Raw genomic sequence first — 21245 nt, 5'->3', positions numbered from 1 at the left:
AGATGCTTGAACACGTTGCCGGCCACCGTCAGGGCGACACCTGCGCACGGCCTTGGGATTTGAAAAATTATGAAGTACACACTTCATTTTTAGATATCAAATTTTTCAAAACCCGCGTAAACCCGAAGACAGATCACCAAAATAGTGCACGTTTTTCACAGCATTAGGTGAAAACCACTACGAAAACCAGGTTGGCTATCTGCCTCGCTCTTTGCAAGAATAGAGCGTATACGCTTCTTTTGAATTTATCGGAAACCCTAGTCCCACCCTTTCAAGGCACCTCATGACGAAGAATTTTCGAATCGGCCAGATCGTCCCCAGTTCCAACACGACCATGGAAACCGAAGTCCCCGCGATGCTGCAGGCGCATTCGTCCCTGCGGCCCGAGGACCGCTTCACATTCCATTCCAGCCGGATGCGCATGAAGAAGGTGCAGAAGGAAGAGCTGGCGGCCATGGATGCCGAGAGCGACCGCTGCGCACTGGAGCTCAGCGATGCGCGAGTCGACGTGCTGGGCTACGCCTGCCTGGTGGCCATCATGGCGATGGGCCGGGGCTACCACCGCGTCTCGCAGAAGCGCCTGTCTGAACGCACCGCCGAAAACGGCGCGGCCGCGCCGGTCATCACCAGCGCCGGGGCCTTGGTTGACGCACTGCACGTCATGGGCGCAAAGAAGATTGCGCTGGTGGCGCCCTACATGGTGCCGCTGACCGAACTGGTCATGGACTACATCGCCGCCGAGGGCTTCGAGATCGTCGACTGGCGTGCCCTGGAAATTCCCGACAACCTTGAGGTGGGCCGCCACGACCCCGCCCGCCTGCCCGGCATCGTCGCCGGCATGAATGTGGCCGACGCCGACGTGATCGTGCTGTCCGCCTGCGTGCAGATGCCGTCGCTGCCCGCCGTGTCGCAGGTCGAAGCCGAAACGGGCAAGCCCGTACTGACGGCCTCCATCGCCACTACCTACGCCATCCTCAAAGCGCTTGGCCTGGACCCCGTGGTGCCCGGCGCGGGTGCCCTGCTCTCCGGCGCCTACCCCTATTCCAGGAACCCGCAATGAGCCACGCAGCCAGCACCTATCCTGCCAGTACCCACCTCTACGGCGGCCACGTCCACGCCAACGGCATCCGCCAGCACTATCTGCGCTACGGCGGCAACGCCGGCGAACGCGCCGAACGCCTTGCCGTCATCGTCATCCCCGGCATCACCAGCCCCGCCGTGACGTGGGGTTTCGTGGCCGAACACCTGGGCCGCCAGTTCGACACCTATGTGCTGGACGTTCGCGGACGCGGACTATCGGCATCCGGGCCCGACCTGGACTACAGCCTGGACGCGCAAGCGGCCGATGTAACGGCCTTTGCCCAGGCGTTGGGGCTAGAGCGCTACGCACTGGTCGGCCACTCCATGGGTGGCCGCATCGCCATTCGTGCCGCCCGCCAACAGCCGCAGGGCCTGGCACGCCTGGTGATCGTGGACCCGCCCGTGTCCGGCCCCGGCCGCCGCGCCTACCCCGCCAATCTGGCCTGGTACGTGGATTCCATCCGCCAGGCCACCCGGGGCATGACCGCCGAAGACATGCGGGCGTTTTGCCCCACGTGGACCGAAGCGCAGCGCCAACTGCGCGCCCAGTGGCTGCACACGTGCCATGAACCCGCCATCGTCCAAAGCTTCGAGGACTTCGGGCGCGACGACATTCACGCCGACCTGCCCGGCATCGCGCTTCCGCTGCTGTTGATGACCGCGGAAAAAGGCGGCGTCGTGGGCGACGACGACGTGGCCGAATGGCAAACCCTCGCGCCACAGACTCAGCACGTGCGCGTGCCCGGCGCGGGTCACATGATCCCCTGGGACAACGAAGCCGGGTTCTACGCCGCCTTCGGCGACTTTCTCGGTCGCCCGGTGGACTGACGCGCCGCCCTCTTTCCCCCAAATCTGCCGACCCAAGGAATCCCCATGTCCGTCAGCGATATCGATCTGATCCACGCCTGGAAGCAGGTGCTTACGCTCTCCCGGCTTGAAGCCGGCCAGATTGTCACGGTGCTCACCGGCGCCGACACGCATCCGCAAACCCTGCGCTGCGCCATCGCCGCCGCCACCGACATGGGCGCCCGGGTCAACCGGCTGGACCTGCCGCCCGTCAATGCCGACAAGTCGATCAGCCGCGACGCCCTGGCCTACCTGGGCACCACGCCGCTGACCGGTAACCCGGCTGCCATTGCGGCGCTTACGGCCAGCGATCTGGTGCTGGATCTGATGACGCTGCTGTTCTCGCCGGAACAGCACGAGATCCTGCAGACCGGCACCAAGATCCTGCTGGCGATCGAGCCGCCAGAAGTGCTGTGCCGGCTGGTGCCCACCGAGGCGGACCGCACCCGCGTGCAGGCCGCCGCCCGCCAGATCGAGGCGGCGCGCCAGATGCACATTACTTCCAAGGCTGGCACCGACCTGCGCTGCCAACTGGGGGAATTTCCGGCGATCTCGGAATACGGCTTCGTCGACCAACCCGGCCGCTGGGACCATTGGCCCAGCGGCTTCGTGCTGACCTGGCCCAACGAAGGCCAAAGCGAAGGGCGCGTGATACTGGACCGCGGAGACATCCTGCTGCCCATGAAAGACTACGTGACCGAACCGATCGAGCTCGTCATTGAAAAAGGCTACGTCACGCGCATCAACGGCGGGTTGCAGGCGGACATCCTCAAGGAATACATGGCCGCCTACGAAGACCCCGAGGCTTATGCGGTGTCTCACATCGGCTGGGGCCTGCAACCGCGCGCGCAGTGGTCCATGCTGGCCCACTACAACAAGGAAGCCCACATCGGCATGGACGCCCGCGCCTTCGAGGGCAACTTCCTGTGGTCCATGGGCCCCAACAACGAAGCCGGCGGCAGCCGCAATACCGCCTGCCATATCGACATCCCGATGCGCCACTGCAGCGTCGCGCTGGATGACCAGCCTGTCGTGATCAACGGCGTCGTGCAGGACGAACCGGGATTGGCCCGCGCCGCCCGCCGCAAGGAAGACAAATGAACGCAACCGTCCAGACCATCCCCTCCCAAGGCGCTTCCGGCGACATTTCCGCTTACTCGCGCCAAGGCTTCGGCACGCCGCTGCCGCTCAAGGCCCCCTTCGGGCTGCTGATCGTCGACTTCGTCAACGGCTTTGCCGATCCGGCGGTGCTGGGCGGCGGCAACATCCCCGAGGCCATCGCGCAGACCCGCCACCTGCTGGCGCACGCCCGCGCACAGGGCTGGCCGGTGGCGCACAGCCGCATCGTCTTTTCCGACGACGACGCCGACAGCAACATCTTCTGCCTGAAGGTGCCCGCGATGCTGGCCCTGAAGGAACACAGCAAGAACAGCGCCATCGTGCCGGAACTGGCCCCGGCTGCGGGCGAATACGTGGTGCGCAAGAGCACCCCGTCCGCCTTCTTCGGCACCATGCTGGCGCCGTGGCTCGCGCAGCGCGGCGTGCAGACCCTGCTGGTTGCCGGCTGCGTCACCAGCGGCTGCGTGCGGGCCAGCGTGGTGGACGCGATGCAGGCGGGTTTCCGGCCGCTGGTCGTGTCCGACTGCTGCGGTGACCGCGCCTTGGGGCCGCACGACGCCAACCTGTTCGACATGGCGCAGAAGTACGCCGCCGTCATGCCCCTGGCCCAGGCCATATCCGATACCGACGCCCTGGCGCAAACCCCGCTGTCTGGCGCCAGGTAATGCCGGCATAATCATTAGCCTGGCCCGAATGCCCTTTGCCCCATGACCCTGCCTCAGCCTCAAGCATTGGTTGGCACGCTGCTCGCCCACCCCGACGCGCTGCTGGTCGTGCGCGAGCCTTCGGCGCCGCCGCGCCCTGCGCCGGGCCAACCCGGGACCGCGACCGATTACGTTCAGGCGACGCCGGAAATCTTCATCGCGGTGCTGGGCGGCACCGGCCTGCCCCTCGAAGGGTCAGACCCTTCCGGCTGGCGCGTGCTTGCCTTCAACGGCCATGTGGATCTGGGTACGGGCATCAAGACCTCGTTGGCCCAGATCGTCGCCGAAGAACTGGATGTTCCGATGGCACGCCTGGAGATGGTGCTGGGCCACACCAACGCCGCCCCCAACCAGGGGCCGACGATCGCCAGCGCCAGCATCCAGATATCGGCGGTTCCCTTGCGGCGCGCCGCCGCTCAGGCCCGCGAGCATCTGCTTGCCATGGCAGCGCAACAGTGGAACCTGCCGCGCGATGCGCTACGGGTGCGCGACGGCGTGATCCGGCCCCGGGACGACAGCGACCCGCGTCGACTGCACTACGGCCAGTTGGTGCGCGGCCAGCACACGCGGCTGACGCTGGCGCCCCCCGACCAGCCCGTCCGCCTGAAACCCGCCGAAGACTACCGGATCGTCGGGCAAGGCGTGGCCCGGGTCGATATCCCGGCCAAGGCCGCCGGCGAACTCAGCTTCGTGCATGACGTGCGCGTGCCCGGCATGCGCCATGGGCGTGTCATCCGCCCGCCCCATCCGGGACGCGACGCCGGTGACTTCATCGGGCGCTGCCTTATTGATGTGGATCGGGAATCCGTCGCCCACCTGCCCGGTAACGTGCAGGTCGTGGCGCAGGGCGACTTCATCGGCGTGGTGGCGGATCGCGAAGAACAGGCCATCGCCGCGATGCGGGCGCTGAAGGTCCGCTGGAAGCCCGTGCCCCCCGCGCCCCGCCTGGATAATCTTGCCGAGGCCATCCGCGCCCAGCCCGCGCGCGCCCGGCCGCTGATCGAAGACGGCGATGTCGACGCCGTGTGTGCCGACGCCGCCACGCACCTGCGCCGCAGCTACGTCTGGCCCTACCAGATGCATGCCTCCATCGGCCCCTCGTGCGCCGTCGCCGACTTTCGCGACGGCCGCCTGACGGTCTGGACCGGTTCGCAGAATCCGCACATGCTGCGCACCGATCTCGACCGCCTGCTGAAACTGGGCGAAGGCCAGATAGAACTGATCCGGCTGGAGGCCGCCGGCTGCTACGGGCGCAATTGCGCCGATGACGTCTGCGCCGACGCGGCGTTGCTGTCGATCGCGGTGGGCGCGCCGGTGCGCGTGCAGCTCACCCGCGAACAGGAGCATCAGTGGGAACCCAAGGGCACCGGCCAATTGATGGACGTGGGCGCTGCCATCAATGCCAATGGCGATCTGCTCGCCTACGACTTCGCGGTGCGATATCCCTCCAATGACGCGCCCATCCTGGCGCTGCTGCTGACGGGTGCGATCTCTACCGAACCGCGCACACTGGAAATGGGCGACCGCACGGCGGCACCGCCCTATCGCTATCAGAACCGGCGCGTCGTCTGCCACGACATGGCGCCTTTGGTGCGCGCATCGTGGCTGCGCGGCGTGTCGGCGCTGCCCAATTCGTTCGCGCATGAATGCATGATCGACGAACTCGCCCACGCCGCCGGCGCGGATCCTGTCGAATACCGCGTTCGGCATCTGGGTGATGCGCGCGCCGTCGCGCTGATCGACGCCACGGCCCAGCGCGCAGGCTGGCGTCCCTTCACGCCAGGCAGCCGCGGCACGCCCGACGCCGACGGCCAGTTGCATGGGCGCGGCGTCGCGTACGCCCGCTACGTGCACAGCAAGTTCCCCGGCTTCGGCGCTGCATGGGCGGCGTGGGTCATCGACCTGCGCGTTGACCCGGCCACCGGCTGCATCACCGTCGAGCGCATCGTCGTCGGCCAAGACACGGGCATGATCGTCAACCCCGACGGCGTGCGCCACCAGATCCACGGCAACGTGAACCAGACGCTAAGCCGCAGCCTGCTGGAAAAAGTGGATTTCGACACCGCGGGCGTGGCCAGCCGCGAATGGGGCGGCTACCCCATCATCGGCTTCAAGGACTTGCCGCCCATCGACGTGCTGCTGATGCCGCGCCAGGACGAACCGCCCATGGGTGCGGGCGAGTCCGCCTCCGTTCCGGGCCCCGCCGCCATCGCGAACGCCCTCTTCGACGCCACGGGGCGGCGCTTCTATGAAGCGCCCTTCACGCCGGACGCGGTACGCGCCGTGCTGGCTCAGCAAGCTCAGACGCTATCGAGCTGAGACCGGTCCACCTGCGCGGCCGCCGACTGCGCAGCCCGCATTTCCTCAAGGAAAACCGGCGCGCACAAGCCGGCAATCACCGCCGCCAGGTCCTGATCGGCTGCGTCATAGGCATGGCGGCCAGCCAGCAGGTTCAGCGATCCGATCACCCGGCCTTCGTGGCGCACCGGAATATTCAGCGCCGATTGCAGGCCGCGGTCGATCAGCATCGGCGCTTCGGAAAACACCGACCGCACATCGTCTTCGTTACTGGCCACGTACAAGCGCCCTTGCTCCAGCACATGGCGCGACCACGGACCGTTTCCCGTCGCCTTGAAGCCGCCCAAGGGGCTGGTGCTCTCGTCAGACGTGTACAGCCGCTTCATCAGACGATGTTCCTCCAGATACAGCAGCGCGGTGAATAGCCGATGTCCAAAGGCGGCTTCCAGAAATCCGGACACCACGTCCCACTGCGCTTCGCGGCCGCTAGCCAGCCCCAAGGCACGCGCGTACCCGGCCCAAGGCGAAAACACGGATGCCGGCGTCATACGTTGATCTCCTCAAGCACCACGCCGCGCGTGTTCTTGCCGAAGAACAGGATGCCCAGGCCGCCGACCAGAAGAATCGCCGTCATCATCGCGAACACGCCGGCAAACCCCAGCACCGGGTACGCCACGCCCACGATGGTCGGCGAGGCGATCGAGCCGATCCGTGCGAAGGCGGAGGCCGCGCCCATGCCGGTCGCCCGGATCGACGTGGGATAGATTTCAGCCGTGTAGGTGTACTGGCCCGCGATCACGCCATTCATGCCGAAGGACAGCAGCATGCTCAACATGATGATCTGATGTTCGCCGCTGGCCAGCGCCAGGCCCAGCGCCGACAGGCACGACAGCAGCATGTAGATCAGGATCGTGTACTTGCGGCCGATCTTGTCGTTGAAGTACGCGGCCGAGAAATAGCCCGGAATCTGCGACAGGTAGATCAGGATGGTGTACGAGAAGCTCTTGGTGATGGTGAAGCCGCGTTCGACCAGCAGGCTGGGAATCCACACCAGGAAGGCGTAGTAGCAGAACAGCACGGTGATCCAGAACACCCAGACCAGCACGGTCGTGCCCAGATACGTCCTCGAAAACAGCGAGGCCAGCTTCGCCATCGCGCCTTGGGGCTCGGCAGCGGCGGAAGCGGCCTTGCGGGTGGCGATGGGCGTGGGCAGCGGGCGGCCCAGCTTTTGCTGCACTTCGGCTTCGATCGCCGAGCAGATGCGGTCGGCTTCGGCGGTCTGCCCGGTATGCTCAAGCCAACGGGGCGACTCGAACAGCGACTTGCGCCACCACAGCAGGAACACGACGGGCACCGACGCAATGATCATGATCCAGCGCCAGCCGTCATCGCTCAACGGCACGATGAAATAGCCCAGCAAGGCCGACAGCACGAAGCCGAACGAGAAGAAGCCGGCCAGCGCGCCCGTGAAACGGCCGCGGTACTTGCTGCTGACGAACTCCGCCAGATACGGCGCGATGATGGCGCCTTCCGCGCCCATGCCGATACCCGCGATCATGCGCAGGATGTAGAACTCGTGATAGTTACGGGCGAAGGCGTTGAAGAACGTCGCCACGCAGAACAACAGCAGCGCCCACATCATGATCTTCTTGCGGCCGTAGCGGTCGCCCAGAATTCCCGAGAACAGCGCGCCGACCAGGAAGCCCACGTAGGTGCTGCTGGCGATCCAGCCGATCTGGCCGGTGGACAGGCCCCACTGCACGCGCAGCGAGGGGATGATGAAGGCGATGATGCCGGCGTCCAGCGCTTCAAAGGCAAGCCCCAGGCCACCGATCATCAGCAGCCTGAAATGGAAGCTTGAGAACGGCAGCCGCTCCAGGCGGTCTGATACGGAATACATGGTGGAGATTTCCGGAGAAAGGGGAATAAGAGAACGTCAGCAGGCGTTCTTGTGCAGCAGGCCGCGGTTCATGATCAGCTTGATCGAATCGGGTTGGGTCAAGAGCGCGATGTCGTCCAGCGGGTTGCCGTCAACAAGCAGCAGGTCGGCGTAAGCTCCTACGCAGACCTCGCCCAGCAAGCCTTCCTGGTTCAGGATTTCGGCGCCGATCAGCGTCGCCTGCTGGATGACCTTGGCATTGCCCAGCACGCGGCTGCGCAGCACCAGCTCGTCCGCCTGCATGTAGTGGGTTTCGCCCAGCAGATCACTGCCGTAACCCATCTTCACGCCCACTTCGTCCAGGATCTCAAGCGCCTTCAGCCCGTGCGTGCGCACGGTGGCGATCTTCTTCACGGAGTCCAGCGGCAAGCCATAGCGCTCGCCGTCGTTGGCCAGGCCTTCATAGGTGATCAGCGTGGGCACCATGTAGGCGCCATGCTCTTTCATGACCAGCGCCGCCTCGCGGTCGACCAGGTTGCCGTGTTCGATGGTGCGCACGCCGCAGCGCACGGCGCGCGAGATCGCGCGCGGCGTGTAGGCATGCGCCATCACGTAGGTATTGGCGTTGCTGGCCTCTTCCACGATGGCAATCAGTTCCGCCTCGGAGAATCCCAGGTTCTGGATCGGATCGTTGGGCGAAGCCACGCCACCCGACGCCATGACCTTGATCTGCGTTGCGCCCTTCAGGATTTCTTCGCGCACCGCCAGCCGGCAGTTGTCCACGCCATCCACCACCCGGCCGATGTTGCCGATCTTGACCGAGCAGGGGCAAGGATCAAGCTCATCATTGCGTTGACGGAAATCGCCATGCCCGCCGGTCTGCGACAGCGCCTTGCCCGAGCAGAACAGGCGTGGCCCGTCGATCACCCCGTCCAGCACCGCCTGCGCCAGCGCCCAGTCCGCGCCGCCCGCATCGCGCACCGAGGTAAAGCCCCGGTCCAGCATGCCCTGCATGATCGGCAAGGCGCGCAGCAGCGCCAGCGCGTTCGGCAGGGCCGCCACACGGCCCAGATTGAACGACGAGGCCACCACATGCACGTGGCAATCGATCATGCCGGGCATCAAGGTCATGCCTTTGGCATCCACCATCTCGGCATCGGGCACCGCGATATCGTCCGCGCTGATGCGCGAGATCATCCCGTCTTCGATCAGCACATTCGCCGCGGCTTCAAGGGCCAGCGATCGGGTATTCAAAATCTTGCAATTCTTGACAACAACCGGCTTCATAAATAAATCACGCTATCCGTTCGACATGCAGGAAATTCAGCATGGCGAACTCTACCGGTACAATCCAAACGTCCGATACCGGGTCTCCCCTTAGGCGTCCGACACAAATTCGAACAGCCTTATGAGCATTACTCATACCCTCCTATGAGACGTCGCTGCCCCACCCTTTCTGAGTTGAATGCGTTCACCGCGGCGGCCCGTCATCTGTCGTTTTCGAAGGCGGGCAAAGAGTTGTTCGTCACGCAAAGCGCCATCAGCCGGCACATCGCCACGCTGGAAAGCTACCTGGGGCACGCGCTGTTCATCCGCGCCACCAACGGCCTGCAACTGACCCGCATGGGCGCCACCTACCTGAGCCTGATCCGTCCCGCGCTGCACACGCTGGAAAGCGCCACGTCGCAGGTCATGGCCACGCAGCAGTCCGCCAAATCGCTGAACGTATCGGCCGCGCCCACCTTCGCGGCGCAATGGCTGTTTCCCCGGTTGAAAACGTTTCGGGACGCCAACCCGGACATTTCCATCAATTTCGTCCGCTACAGCGTGGCCGATTACAAAAGCACCGAACTGGATTTCGATGCGTCAATCCAATATGGCTATGGGGATTGGCATGACGGGGACGCCATGTACCTGACCGGCCGGGAAACGCGGCTGGTCTGCTCACCGGAATATCTGGAACAGCATCCGATAAGCAGCCTGGAAGACATCAAGCGATGCACGCTGCTGCAGCACATTGAAATTCCCCTCTCTTGGGAATACTGGTTTTCAACGTATATCGGCGATTATGACCGCGCACGATTCGGGCCCGGGTTCAATCTGTTTTCGATGATTATCCAGGCGGCCTCGTCGGGCTTTGGCGTCGCGCTGATGCCGCACTGCCTGATCGAAAAAGAGCTGGCGACGGGACAACTGGTCGACATCTTCGACCGCACGTTCGAGAGTCCCCTTGGCTACTACCTGTGTGCGCCCAACTGGCGCAGCAATATGGAAAGCTACGACCGGCTGAGCCAATGGCTGTCGCATGAGTGCTTTCATGGCGGGCGCACCGACCTGCAAGATGGCAAGCCCGCGACCGGTAAAAGCGGCGACGCCGAATGCCGTTATTGCGACGCAAATTCCGCTTAGTGGATTTAACGGGAATTCCCTGATATTCCCGTTTCGACCCCGTAGCTACCATTCCGCGCACATCCGCCCACCGGCGGACGAATACCATGCGCATTCTGCGCGGAGACACCATGAAAGCACTCAAACATGTTGCGGCAGGCACCGCCTTATTCCTCTCGTCCTGGGCCGCTGCCAACGCCGGCGTGACTTTCGACAGCGTGAAGAACAAGGGCTTCGTCCAATGCGGCGTCTCCACCGGCGTCGCGGGCTTCTCCGTGAACGACAGCAAGGGCGGTTGGATCGGCCTGGACGTCGACCTGTGCCGCGCGCTGGCCATCACCATGTTTGGCGATGCTTCCAAATCCAAGATCATGGCGGTCAGCGCCGTGCAACGTTTCACCGCGCTGCAGTCCGGTGAAGTGGACGTCCTGCCGCGCAACACGACCCTGTCGTTGACGCGCGACACCACCCTGGGCCTGATCGGCGTCGGCGTGAATTACTACGACAGCCAGGGCATCATGGTGAACAAGTCCCTGAACGTGAAAAGCGCCAAGGAACTGGACGGCGCGACGGTATGCGTGCAGCCGGGCACGACCACCGAGCTGAACCTGTCCGACTGGTTCCGCTCGCAGAACATCGTGTTCAAGCCGGTTGTCGTGGAACGCCTGGACGAGATCATCCGCGCCTTCGCGGTGGGACGCTGCGACGCGTTCACCGGCGACAAGTCCCAGCTGGCCGCGGCCCGCACCAACCTGGAGAACCCGGAAAAGTACGACATCCTTCCGGAGAACTTCTCGAAGGAACCGCTGGGCCCCATGGTGCGCCAGGGCGATGAGCAATGGTTCAACGTGGTCCGCTGGACCATGTTCGCCATGCTGGAAGCGGAAGAGTACGGCATCACGTCGAAGAACGTGGACGAGATGCTGAAAAGCACGAACCCCAACGTGCAGCGCCTGCTGGGCGTGACCCCGGGCATGGGCAAGAACCTGGGGGTCGATGACAAGTGGGCGTACAACATCATCAAGCACATCGGCAACTACGGCGAAAGTTTCGAAAAGAACCTGGGCCCCAGCAGCCCGCTGAAGCTGCCGCGCGGCTTGAACGCGTCTTATCGTGATGGCGGCCTGATGTACGGCTGGCCGGTACGCTAAGCGGCAGGATTTCAGCCTGAACGGCCGGCAGGTGCCCCGCGCACCCGCCGGCCGCTTGCATTGGGCGGAGCGGCTTTTGGAATCGTTACACTGGCGGCTGACTCCAGCGACATTTCTGCTCGCGCCTTTACCGCCCCGATGACGACAAGCTCCCCTTCCACCCAGTTCTTCCCTGCAGGATTTGTTCCCACCGAAGAACAGAAAAAGATCCAGGCTTCGCGCAATCGTACGAGCCTTGTGATCGCCAACGCGGGGGCCGCCAAGACCACCACGCTGGCCCTGCGCATCGGGGAGTCGCTTGCCAGGGGACTGGCGCCCGAAGACATTCTGGCCCTGACCTTCACCGACGAAGCCCGGCAAGTCCTGCAGGCGCGTTTGGTGGAAGTAGGCATCGCCTACAACACCGCCAAGCGGATTCCCGTCCAAACGGTTGAAACGTTTGCCCAGCAGGTCCTGTCCCGCATCGAGGACGCCAAGCCGGAACGGCTGCCCTCCACGCGCGAACAGCAAAGCTATGCACTGTCCGTGCTGGACAACGTGGCCCATAACCACCCGCAGTACGCGGACATGCTGGATATCCGCACCCACAATACCGCCGTCAGCCAGTTCCTGGACAACTTGCTGAAGTTGAAAGCAACGATGATGCTGGCGCCAGACGGCGACGACGATCCCGAATATGCGGCAGAGACGTTGGGGCTGCCGCTGACGGATTATCTGTGGGCCATCGAATACGAGAAGCAACGCGTTGACGTGTTCGGCTACGTGGACGCCCGCGGCTTTTTCGATGCCACCTATGACCTGGCGCGCCTGCTGCGGTCCAGCCCCGACGCCCGCCACGACCTGCCCCGCTATAAGCTGGTGGTGTGCGATGAATTGCATGACATGAACGAAGCCTCGTTCTGCATTGTTGAAGCCCTGGTCAGCCTGGACACCACCTATTTCGTCGGCGTGGGCGACAAAGACCAGGTCATTTATTCGCACCTGGGCGCGGACGAAGCGTTTCTGCAATATCGCATCGCCTCCAGCTTTACGGACTGCGCCAGCTTCCCGTTGACGATGACGTACCGCCATGGGCCGCATCTGGCCTACGCGATGGAAGCGTTCAAGCACAAGCCCGTCGATTCAAATCTTCCGGTGCGCACGGATATCCACGAACTGACCTACGCCAACACGCCCGGCGCGTGCGGCGCCGAAGTCGTCAAAGCGGTTATTCAATGGAAGCAGGACGGCAAGAAACTGGAAAACTGCTGCATCCTGTTCCGCGACGCCCACCAGTCCATCGAAATAGAAAACGCGCTGATGAACGCCGGCCTGCAATACCGCACGCTGACGATGAACAGCTACCTGTTGCGCGAAGAAATCCTGTTCCTGCGCGGCATGATCGCCATTGCGCTGGACGACTTCCACCACGTTGCGTCGCCGACTACGCGAGAGGCCATCGTAGAAGCGCTGGCGACCTTTGCAGAGGTTCCGCTGACCCCGGAAGCGCTGAGCGAGGCCAAATCCACCCTGGCCAAAGAACCGTCGGCGTTGAAGCACTTTTTCGACGGCCAGATTCAACGCGTCGGTAGCGTCTCCGCCCGCACCCGCATTGCGGATGCTGTGTCATTCCTGCGCGGCCTGTCCGTGGACTCGCCTGCCCACACGGCGCTGGAGAAAGTCTGCGACATCATGGACATGGATAAATTGGCCAAGCGCCTGTATGTCCACCCCTATGAAGCCTCGGTCGTCACCAAGTCCGTCAGCGGATTCCTCACCTCGGCACGAAACTCGGGAAAGACGCTGAACCAGTTTTCCGAATGGATTGGCGCGGCGGAAGCGTTCGTCGGCGCCCGGCCTGGGAAGAACGCGGTGTTGATGGACTGCATCGTGAATGTGAAGGGCAAGGAATTCGACCATGTCGTCCTGCCGTTCCTGGACGCGGGCGAGTTTCCGAATCCGCTGCGGGAATTGGGGGAAGAAGAGAATCTGTTCTATGTCGCGGCGACACGGACGAAAGCGCGCTTGACGCTGGTTTCGTCGGAAGAAGCGGCGCGGCGGAGCGTGTTCGTTGAACGGATGCAGCTGGCGGCGATTCAGAAGCGCGCGGACACCGCGCTACGCCGGAATATGGCCGCGCCGACGCAGGCGGTGGGTCATCGGGATCTTCGCGTCGCCTATGAGAACAAGGACGTGGTGAAGGCGCTGGGGGCACAGTGGGATAAGACCAGGAAGGTCTGGTATGTGCCTAGCGGGTTGGATTTGGAGCCCTTCAAGCCATGGCTGGCGGATTAATCAAGCGACGGCGGCGGTGCCCCCCGGAATCTGCAGTCAATAGCGCCAAGGATCTATCACGTTGATGCCGCAGTCGGCAAAACCCTTGACGTTACGTGTCGCCAGGCTCGCCCCCCGCGATCGAGCAATCCCAGCGATCATCGCATCAAACTGGCTAACCGGCTTGCCCATCGCTCGGCGCTCGGCAGCGATCTCTGCATACGCATCTGCGGCCTCACCATCAAAGTTGAGAACCTGCCCCGCCAGATCTGACGCAAAGATCGCCAGCACCGCTCGCAAAAGCGCATCCCGGCGCTGACCCTCGGGCAGCAACCTGACGCCGTAGAGCAATTCGCCACGAGTGATCGTCGTCGTAAACAGCGCCGTTCGCGGCCGCGTCTCAAGCCAGTCGACCACACGGGGATCGGGCTCTGGCCGAAGAATCTCTGAAATGACGTTCGTATCCAGCAGGATCATGCGCCCAGCTCCGGAGGCGTGCGTAGGGGTTCGCGCGCTGGAAGATCCAGTTCAAGCCCTCCCAACGGCGCGACACGCGCCCGGATCGCCCCTACGAGCGAAAGGCCACGGGGAGGCTCAGAGGACAGAGCGGCGCGGAGAATGTCGCGGGCCTCGTCTTCCATCGAACGCCCGTGCTGCGCCGCCTGCACCCGGAGCCGGGCCTTGAGCTGGTCATCGATGTTTCGGATCGTCATGGTCGCCATGAAAGCCTCCATTAGTCAATGACTGCATTTTAATCATTGACTAATGGAGGCGCAACGCCAGGGAGACTCGGTCTACCCGTATCAGGCAGAAACACAGGCAACAGGCAGCGACCCGCCCAGTGAGGCCGGATTCCCCGTTTATGATTGCAGGGTAGCGAGCAACGCCGAATGCGTTACTCTCCCCTCCCCCAATCATTCCCCGCAAGGAGCCCCCATGGCACAAGCCTCCGCCCGTCACATCCTCGTTTCCACCGAAGCCAAGTGCAACGAACTCAAGACCGCCATTGAAAACGGCGCTGATTTCGCCCAAGTCGCCAAGGAAAACTCCAGCTGCCCGTCGAGCCGTGACGGAGGCAACCTGGGCACGTTCGGCCCGGGCCAGATGGTCAAGGAATTCGATACCGTCGTGTTCAGCGCCCCGGTTGGCGTGGTCCAGGGCCCGGTGAAGACCCAGTTCGGTTATCACCTGGTTGAAGTGACCAGCCGCAAGGACTAAGTCCCGCTGCCGCACGCAAAAAGGCCGCCGCCAGGGGAAACCCGGCGGCGGCCTTTTTTGTGCGGATACGAAGTCGTAGGATGGGTGCAGCGCGAGAGAATCCAGCCCCCGTACCAGCGTACATCGCGCGTAACCCATCAGGCAGCGTTGCCATGCTTAGGCGTTCCAGCCATGACGCCGGCGCGGCTTGATGGGTTGCGCGCGTTTGGCATTGATGTGCTTGGGGCGGATTTCTCGCGCTACACCCATCCTACATGTTTGGTGTGCCGCCGATCGCGCGAGTCAACAACCCGCTGGCGCGCCCCTCATTCCTTCCCCGTCATCACCATGTGCGCCAGGGTATCTGCATTCAGTCCGGCCACGTCGCGTTCGATGACTTTCACGCCGCTCTTCAGGATCGCCACGCGGTCCGCCAGCGCCACCACGTCGGCCATGTTGTGGCTGATGAGGATGACGGTGCGCCCTTCTTCGCGCAGCTTGCGCACCAGATTCAGCACCAGCGCCGTTTCCTTGACGCCCAATGCCGCGGTGGGTTCGTCCATGATGACGACGCGCGCGTCCCAGCGCAGCGCGCGTGCAATGGCGACGGCCTGGCGTTGGCCGCCGGACATGCGTTCGACCGGGCGGTCCATGTCTTCAATGGGCACGGACAGGCGTTTCAGGTAGCCGCGTGCGTCCAGGGCCATGCGGCGCTTGTCCAGGACGCTGAATGGCCCCACCCGGCGCACCAGTTCGGCGCCCATGAAGACGTTTTCCCAGATGGATAAGCGCGGCGCCAGGGCTAGGTCCTGATAGATCGTCGCGATGCCTTGCACCAGCGCGTCGTGAGGGGATCCGAACACGACCTTCTGGCCGTTCAGGCTCAGTTCGCCGCCCGAGGGTTCTTGCGCGCCGGAGATGATGCGGATCAGCGTGGACTTGCCTGCGCCGTTGTCGCCGCAGATGGCCATGACGCGGCCGTCGGGCACGTCCAGATCGACGCCCTTCAGGGCCTCGACCGCTCCATAGGACTTGCGGATCTGGCGTAGCGACAGCGCGGCGGTCATGGTGGTCAGGGCGGTCACGGCAATTACTTGGCGGCGGGTTGCAGGAATTTCTGGACGTTGGTGGCGTCGACCAGCACCGAATCCATGAACAGGTACGGGCCGGCGGCGACGGTCTCTTTGGGCTCCTTCTTCACCACGATGCGATCGATGGAATCGATGGCGCTTGCACCCAGCTGTTCGAACGGGATCATCATGGTGGCGGTGATCAGGCTGTTGGGGTCGGCGATGCGGCGGTAGGTTTCCGGGCCGCCGTCGACCGACACCAAGGTGATGTCGCCTTTCTTGATGCCCTGGGATTGCAGCAGGTCGTCGATGACGTAGGCCTGGCCGTCAAACGAGGCCCAGACGCCCTTGAACTGGCCTTGATGGCGCAGGAACAAGGCCTGCATGCCGTTGCGCACGTCGTCGCGCCAGCTTTGCGTGCGGGCCATGCTGAACTTGGCCAGGTCTTTGACAGCGGTGTTTTCCGTCAGGACGGCGTCCAGCATCTTGCCGCGGATGCGGGTGCCGGAGTTGCCGTCGAAGCGGGCGGACAGGATGTTGCCCTGGTAGCCCATCTTGCCCAGCAGATACAGCACCGACTGCGCGCCGGTGGCGTATTCGTTGACTTCGACGTCGAACAGCATGTGCGGGCTGGCGCCGGACATCACGCCCACGACGGGGATGCCCTTCTCTTTGGCGGCTTGCAGCTGGGCGTCGGTTTCCACGGGTTTGCCCATGGCGACGACGATGGCGTCGACCTTTTTGTTGACCAGGGTGTCCAGCTGTTCGGCCAGTTTGGGCAGCGAGCCTTCGGCGTTCAGTTGGGTAACGGTCCAGCCCTTGGCGCGGGCGGCTTCGGCCGCGGCGTTGGCGACACGGGCGTGCGTTTCGGACGACATCTGAAAGGCGACGATGCCGACGTCAAAGGCGTAGGCGGCGCTGGCCACCAGCGATTGCAGGGCGAACGCGCTGGCAAGCAGCGTGCGCTTCAAGGTTTTGGTCATGGTGGTTTCCCCTTCGGATCAGAATTTGAAGGCCGCTTTCTTCAGGACGGCCGATGACACCGCGACGGACGCGATCATGATGAAACCCAGCACGATGTCTTGCACGTAGTACGGCGCGCCCATCAAGACCAGGCCGTTGCCCAGCACTTTCAGGATCAGCGCAGCGACGAGCGTGCCAGGGATGTTGGCGTGGCCGGGGTTGAACATGGTCATGCCCAGCAAGACGGCGGCGATCGCGTACAGGAAGTAGTCGCCGGCCATGTTGGGCGCGGCGGACGACAGGCTGGATGTCAGCAACACGGCGGCCAGCCCTGCGCACAGGCCGGACAGGGCCAGGCCGATGCTTTTCATGGCGCGGATGTTGATACCGGCCAGCCGCGCGGATTCCCCGGCTTCGCCGGTGGCGGTCATGCGGGCCCCGGTGCGGGTCCATTTGATCAGGAAGTAGGCAACCAGCACCGCGCCCAGCATCCACAGCACCAAGGCGGGAACGCCAAAGGGCTTGGCGCGAGCCAGGTCCGTGAAGGTTGCGGGCCAGCGGCCGACGTAGGAAACGCCGTCGGTCAGCATGAAGGCAAAGCCGCGTGCCATGGCGGCCATGCCTAGGGTGGCGATCAAGGACGGGACGCGCAGGCGGGTGACGGCGATGCCGTTGACCAGGCCGCAAAGCAGGCCGACGCCCAGGCCCGCCGCGATGGCGATCAACACCGGCTGCCCCGTGTGCACCAGAGCGCCCGTGACGACGGCCGCCAGACTGGCGACGTCGGCCACTGACAGGTCCAGTTCGGCGGTCACCAGCGCCAGCGTAAAGCCGATGGCAATGATGGCCAGGAAGCTGGTTTCCTTGGCGATGTTCAACAGATTGTTCGGTGCCGCGAAATTCGGGGCGGCGATTGCGAAGAAGCCCACCAGGACCAATCCCGCGATTGCCGTGCCGTACTTTTCCAGGATGCCGCGCATCGACTCAACCCTTGCTGCGTTGGTATTCGTTGTAGTGCAAGGGTTATCCACCGCCTGCCGGGCGTTCGCGCCCTGATGGCGTAGGAGTTTATACCCCGACGGTGCGGCAAGGGGCTGCCAGGCCGCGCAAGCGCACCTAGGGTTTTTACGGCAAGCGCATCCCGGCCAGCGCGTGCGACACCGGCGTCAGCGCTGCTTCCGCCGCGCGGAACTGGGCGTATAGCTGGCGGTAAGCGGCGCTGCGGTCAGCCTGGGGTTCGTAGCGGTGCGCCGTGCGGACCAGCGCGTCCTGCGCCTGGGAGAAGCTGCCGTAGCGGCCCAGCGCCGTCCAGCCGGCCACAGCCGCACCGACGACACCGGGTTGTTCCGCTTGGCCGACGACGACGGCGCGTTCGCAGATGTCGGCCTTGACCTGGCACCACTGCGGGCTGGACGCGGCGCCACCGCCATAGCGGATTTCCCCCACCGGCGCGCCCAGGGCGGCCTCGGCGCGCTCCAGGACGGTGCGGTTCAGGAAGGCCACGCCCTCCAGCACGGCCCACGCCAGATCGCCTGCGCCATGCCGCCGGTTCAGGCCAAGGAATGCCCCGCGCAGGTGCGGGTCCCAGTACGGGACGCGCTCGCCCTGCAGGTACGGCAGGAACAAGGCGGGTTGCGGGTCGCGCGGCGCATTCAACAAAGCGTCCATCGCGGTGCCCACGCCCGCCATGCCCGCGGCGCCCAGGCGGCCCAGCAGCGGCAGCAGCCAGGCTACCGTGTCCGCGCCGTTCTGGCCGGGGCCGCCGATCTGATGGTGGCCGCTGCCCCAGTCCACGGTCATCAGGCCCTGGGCCTGCACGGGCTCGGCGCCCACCGCGCCAAAGACTTCGGTGGTGCCCGATATGTTGTAGGCGTAGCCCGAGCGCAGCGCGCCCAGGCCGGCCACCGCAGCCCAGGTGTCGTTCGCGCAGGCGACGACGCTGCGACCCGCCAGACGGGCCAAGGCGCCCGGCAGGCCGGCTTGCACGGGGCCGACAATATCCAGGGGGCTCAGCAAGGGGGGCACCCAGGCGGGATCGGCGCCCAGGGCCGTCAGCAGATCGGGCTCGGCCGCGTGCCCCCGGCCAGCAGCAGCCAGACGCGCCATCGACACGGTATCGCTGGCCGCCGTGCCCGTCAGGCGGAAGTTCAGGTAGTCCTTGGGTTCCAGCACGACCCGCACCCGCGCCGCATGCTGCGGCTCGGCGCGCAGCAGCCACGCCAGGCGCGCCCAAGGATGGAAGGCGTTGATCTGCCGGCTTTCGGGATGGCCGGACGGCATGGCCGCCAGCCATTCAGCCACATCCGCGGCCGTGCGTGTGTCGCGCCAGGTGATGGCCGGGCGAATAGCGGCGCCTTGCGCGTCGACGAAGACCTGGGTGCGTGTAACGCCGCAGATGGCAATCGCCTGCACGGCGTCGAAGGCAGCGCCGGCCTGGGTGGCCAAGGTGTCGGACAGGGATTGCAGGCCGCGCCACCAGGCATCGGGGTCGATGTCGTCCCAACCCGGATGCGGCCCGGCGCCTGCGGGGCTATCGATGGCGCAGGAATGGGCAATGCCGCCGCATTCATCCACCAGCGCCGCGCGAAAGCGCGTACCGCCCAGGTCCACCGCCAGGACGTATCCGCTGCGGGGAGTTTGAGGGGAAGACGGGGAAGGAATCGGGCGGTCGGACATAGCGGCCGATTGTATTTCAGCCTGCTGTTCCAAAGTCGCCCGCATCAAGTATTCTCGGCAGACGCCACCCGGCGTGTTGCAAGTTGCCCAAGCGTTACCCCTTCAACAAGAACGGAGACGACGATGAGCGGTTACTTTGTACTGAAGCGCAGCGGGACGCAGTTCATGTTCAATCTGCACGCGGGTAATCACGAGGTGATCCTGACCAGCGAGCAATACACGACCAAGGCCTCGGCCGAAGGCGGCATTGCCGCGGTGCAGAAATATTCCGCCGACGAGGCGCGCTACATGCGCAAGACGGCGAAAGACGGCTCGCACTACTTCACGCTGGTGGCGGCGAACGGCGAATCGGTCGGGCGCAGCGAAATGTATTCGACGGCCCAGGCGCGAGACAAAGGCATCGAGTCCGTCAAGACGAACGGCCCCAAGTCGCCGACCAAAGACCAGACCTGATGGCGTTTTCGCTTACAGCCGCCGCCCGCCCTGGGCGGCGGCTTTTTATCGGGCCGCGCCAGCCCGGCGCATCCACGTTGCGCCGCAGCACCGTAAAGCCTATCAGTTGATAATTTCTGTTCAGGTGACAAGGCCAGGACCGTGCGACAGAATGGGCCGCACCCGGAGGAGACAGCCGGGGCCCATAAGAAAACACGAATCGTCCAAGGCCCATGAAGAAACGCAAAAACAATGTGATCATCACCTGCGCCATTACCGGCTCGGTGCACACGCCGTCGATGTCGCCGTACCTGCCGGTGACGCCAGACCAGATCGCGCAGTCGGCGCTGGAAGCCGCCGAGGCCGGCGCGGCAATCGTGCATCTGCATGCGCGCGATCCCCAGACCGGCCGGCCCACGCAGGACCCCGCGCTGTACGCGCAGTTCCTGCCGCGCATCAAGGCGGCCAGCGATGTGGTCATCAACATCACCACCGGCGGTTCGCCGGTGCTGCCGGTCAGCGAACGCATGCTGCCCGCCACCACGTTCAAGCCCGAAGTGGCGTCGTTGAACATGGGGTCGATGAACTTCGGCATGTATGAATTGCTGGAACGCTTCAAGGAATTCAAGCACGACTGGGAACGCCCGTATCTGGAAGGCAGCAACGACCTGATTTTCAAGAACACGTTCAAGGACATCGAGCACATCCTCAGGTCCTGCAACGACAACGGCACGCGTTTCGAGATCGAGTGCTACGACATCGGGCATCTGTACACGGCCGCGCACTTCGTGGGCAAGGGCCTGCTGAAGCCGCCCTTCCTGATCCAGTCCGTCTTCGGCATCCGCGGCGGCATCGGCACGCACCCCGAAGACGTGATGATGATGCGCCGCACGGCCGACCGCCTGTTCGGCGACGACTACCGGTGGTCGGTGCTGGCCGCGGGACGCAAGCAGACGCCGCTGGCCACCCAGGCCGCCACGATGGGCGGTTACGTGCGCGTGGGCCTGGAAGATTCGCTGTGGGATGGGCCGGGCGAGCTGGCGCATTCGAACGCCGACCAGGTGCGGCGCATCCGCCGCATTCTGGAAGACCTGTCGCTCACCATCGCTACGCCTGACGACGCGCGCGACATCCTGCAGCTCAAAGGCCGGGACAACGTCGCGTTCTGACGCGTCACCGGAACCACACC

Annotated in this window: 21 protein-coding genes; 12 read left to right on the top strand and 9 right to left on the bottom strand. The window is 64.4% G+C overall.

Annotated features, from left to right (window positions below; genetic code table 11):
- The first annotated feature begins 2 nt into the window (after positions 1-2).
- From AC3WMU_RS14285 to AC3WMU_RS14260, 6 genes are all read left to right on the top strand, one after another.
- Positions 3-167 carry a hypothetical protein gene (locus AC3WMU_RS14285; protein WP_492282544.1) on the top strand — a complete coding sequence of 55 codons (165 nt, stop codon included), beginning with the start codon at positions 3-5 and terminating at the stop codon, positions 165-167.
- Positions 168-283: 116 nt separating this feature from the next.
- Positions 284-1060, top strand: a complete 777-nt coding sequence (locus AC3WMU_RS14280; RefSeq protein ID WP_006222427.1) for a maleate cis-trans isomerase family protein — start codon at positions 284-286, stop codon at positions 1058-1060.
- Positions 1057-1908, top strand: a complete 852-nt coding sequence (locus tag AC3WMU_RS14275; protein WP_492282543.1) for an alpha/beta fold hydrolase — start codon at positions 1057-1059, stop codon at positions 1906-1908. Before AC3WMU_RS14280 ends, AC3WMU_RS14275 begins: the two co-directional genes overlap by 4 nt.
- A 45-nt stretch (positions 1909-1953) precedes the next feature.
- Positions 1954-3027, top strand: a complete 1074-nt coding sequence (locus AC3WMU_RS14270) for a 2,5-dihydroxypyridine 5,6-dioxygenase NicX family protein (RefSeq protein WP_492282542.1) — start codon at positions 1954-1956, stop codon at positions 3025-3027.
- A complete protein-coding gene (locus AC3WMU_RS14265; protein ID WP_006222430.1) occupies positions 3024-3710 on the top strand; it encodes an isochorismatase family protein in 687 nt (228 codons plus the stop codon). The genes AC3WMU_RS14270 and AC3WMU_RS14265 overlap by 4 nt, the downstream gene beginning before the upstream one ends.
- Before the next feature lie 42 nt (positions 3711-3752).
- Entirely contained in the window at positions 3753-6068 is a 2316-nt protein-coding gene (locus AC3WMU_RS14260) for a xanthine dehydrogenase family protein molybdopterin-binding subunit (protein ID WP_492282541.1), read from the top strand.
- Here the strand turns inward: AC3WMU_RS14260 and AC3WMU_RS14255 are convergent.
- From AC3WMU_RS14255 to AC3WMU_RS14245, 3 genes are read right to left on the bottom strand one after another with little or no spacing between them, the layout of a single operon-like run.
- Positions 6050-6595 carry a GAF domain-containing protein gene (locus AC3WMU_RS14255; RefSeq protein WP_006222432.1) on the bottom strand — a complete coding sequence of 182 codons (546 nt, stop codon included), beginning with the start codon at positions 6593-6595 and terminating at the stop codon, positions 6050-6052. The two genes, AC3WMU_RS14260 and AC3WMU_RS14255, sit on opposite strands and share 19 nt — an antisense overlap.
- The gene (locus tag AC3WMU_RS14250) at positions 6592-7947 is read right to left on the bottom strand and encodes an MFS transporter (RefSeq protein ID WP_006222433.1); all 1356 of its coding nucleotides are present in this window, start codon (positions 7945-7947) and stop codon (positions 6592-6594) included. The genes AC3WMU_RS14255 and AC3WMU_RS14250 overlap by 4 nt, the downstream gene beginning before the upstream one ends.
- 36 nt (positions 7948-7983) lie before the next feature.
- Complete coding sequence (locus tag AC3WMU_RS14245; RefSeq protein ID WP_492282540.1) at positions 7984-9213, bottom strand: metal-dependent hydrolase family protein; 1230 nt, start codon at positions 9211-9213, stop codon at positions 7984-7986.
- 174 nt (positions 9214-9387) lie between these two features.
- Here AC3WMU_RS14245 and AC3WMU_RS14240 point away from each other — a divergent pair, with 174 nt between their 5' ends.
- From AC3WMU_RS14240 to AC3WMU_RS14230, 3 genes are all read left to right on the top strand, one after another.
- Complete coding sequence (locus AC3WMU_RS14240; RefSeq protein ID WP_006222435.1) at positions 9388-10335, top strand: LysR substrate-binding domain-containing protein; 948 nt, start codon at positions 9388-9390, stop codon at positions 10333-10335.
- 110 nt (positions 10336-10445) lie between these two features.
- Positions 10446-11465, top strand: a complete 1020-nt coding sequence (locus AC3WMU_RS14235) for an amino acid ABC transporter substrate-binding protein (protein ID WP_035212286.1) — start codon at positions 10446-10448, stop codon at positions 11463-11465.
- Between the two features lie 138 nt (positions 11466-11603).
- Positions 11604-13739, top strand: a complete 2136-nt coding sequence (locus AC3WMU_RS14230; protein WP_492282539.1) for an ATP-dependent helicase — start codon at positions 11604-11606, stop codon at positions 13737-13739.
- 36 nt (positions 13740-13775) lie between these two features.
- On the opposite strand, the gene AC3WMU_RS14225 is transcribed toward AC3WMU_RS14230, so the two are convergent.
- Together AC3WMU_RS14225 and AC3WMU_RS14220 are read right to left on the bottom strand one after the other, a co-directional pair.
- Positions 13776-14195: a type II toxin-antitoxin system VapC family toxin gene (locus AC3WMU_RS14225; protein WP_492282538.1), complete on the bottom strand. Its 420-nt coding sequence runs from the start codon at positions 14193-14195 to the stop codon at positions 13776-13778.
- Positions 14192-14440, bottom strand: coding sequence for a FitA-like ribbon-helix-helix domain-containing protein (locus AC3WMU_RS14220; protein WP_280026648.1), 249 nt, complete (start codon positions 14438-14440; stop codon positions 14192-14194). Before AC3WMU_RS14220 ends, AC3WMU_RS14225 begins: the two co-directional genes overlap by 4 nt.
- A gap of 214 nt (positions 14441-14654) precedes the next feature.
- On the opposite strand from AC3WMU_RS14220, the gene AC3WMU_RS14215 reads away from it, so the two are divergent.
- Positions 14655-14936, top strand: a complete 282-nt coding sequence (locus tag AC3WMU_RS14215) for a peptidylprolyl isomerase (protein WP_006222441.1) — start codon at positions 14655-14657, stop codon at positions 14934-14936.
- A 305-nt stretch (positions 14937-15241) separates the two neighbouring features.
- On the opposite strand, the gene AC3WMU_RS14210 is transcribed toward AC3WMU_RS14215, so the two are convergent.
- The 4 genes from AC3WMU_RS14210 to AC3WMU_RS14195 all read right to left on the bottom strand — a co-directional run bounded on the left by AC3WMU_RS14210 (position 15242) and on the right by AC3WMU_RS14195 (position 19624).
- The gene (locus tag AC3WMU_RS14210) at positions 15242-15982 is read right to left on the bottom strand and encodes an ATP-binding cassette domain-containing protein (protein WP_492282811.1); all 741 of its coding nucleotides are present in this window, start codon (positions 15980-15982) and stop codon (positions 15242-15244) included.
- 23 nt (positions 15983-16005) lie between these two features.
- Complete coding sequence (locus tag AC3WMU_RS14205; protein WP_492282537.1) at positions 16006-16968, bottom strand: sugar ABC transporter substrate-binding protein; 963 nt, start codon at positions 16966-16968, stop codon at positions 16006-16008.
- Between the two features lie 18 nt (positions 16969-16986).
- Entirely contained in the window at positions 16987-17928 is a 942-nt protein-coding gene (locus tag AC3WMU_RS14200; RefSeq protein WP_169269668.1) for an ABC transporter permease, read from the bottom strand.
- A 145-nt stretch (positions 17929-18073) separates the two neighbouring features.
- Positions 18074-19624 carry a xylulokinase gene (locus AC3WMU_RS14195; protein WP_492282536.1) on the bottom strand — a complete coding sequence of 517 codons (1551 nt, stop codon included), beginning with the start codon at positions 19622-19624 and terminating at the stop codon, positions 18074-18076.
- A gap of 123 nt (positions 19625-19747) precedes the next feature.
- Between AC3WMU_RS14195 and AC3WMU_RS14190 the strand changes: the two genes are divergently transcribed.
- Both AC3WMU_RS14190 and kce read left to right on the top strand, forming a co-directional pair.
- The gene (locus AC3WMU_RS14190; protein WP_006222446.1) at positions 19748-20077 is read left to right on the top strand and encodes a YegP family protein; all 330 of its coding nucleotides are present in this window, start codon (positions 19748-19750) and stop codon (positions 20075-20077) included.
- 212 nt (positions 20078-20289) lie between these two features.
- Positions 20290-21225, top strand: a complete 936-nt coding sequence (kce, locus tag AC3WMU_RS14185; protein WP_492282535.1) for a 3,5-dioxohexanoate:acetyl-CoA acetone transferase — start codon at positions 20290-20292, stop codon at positions 21223-21225.
- Positions 21226-21245 lie beyond the last annotated feature (20 nt).

The sequence above is a fragment of the Achromobacter sp. FW305-C-13 genome, from assembly GCF_058783475.1.
The sequence above is the reverse complement of the archived record's forward strand: the minus strand, read 5'-3'. Positions and strand labels throughout refer to the sequence as shown.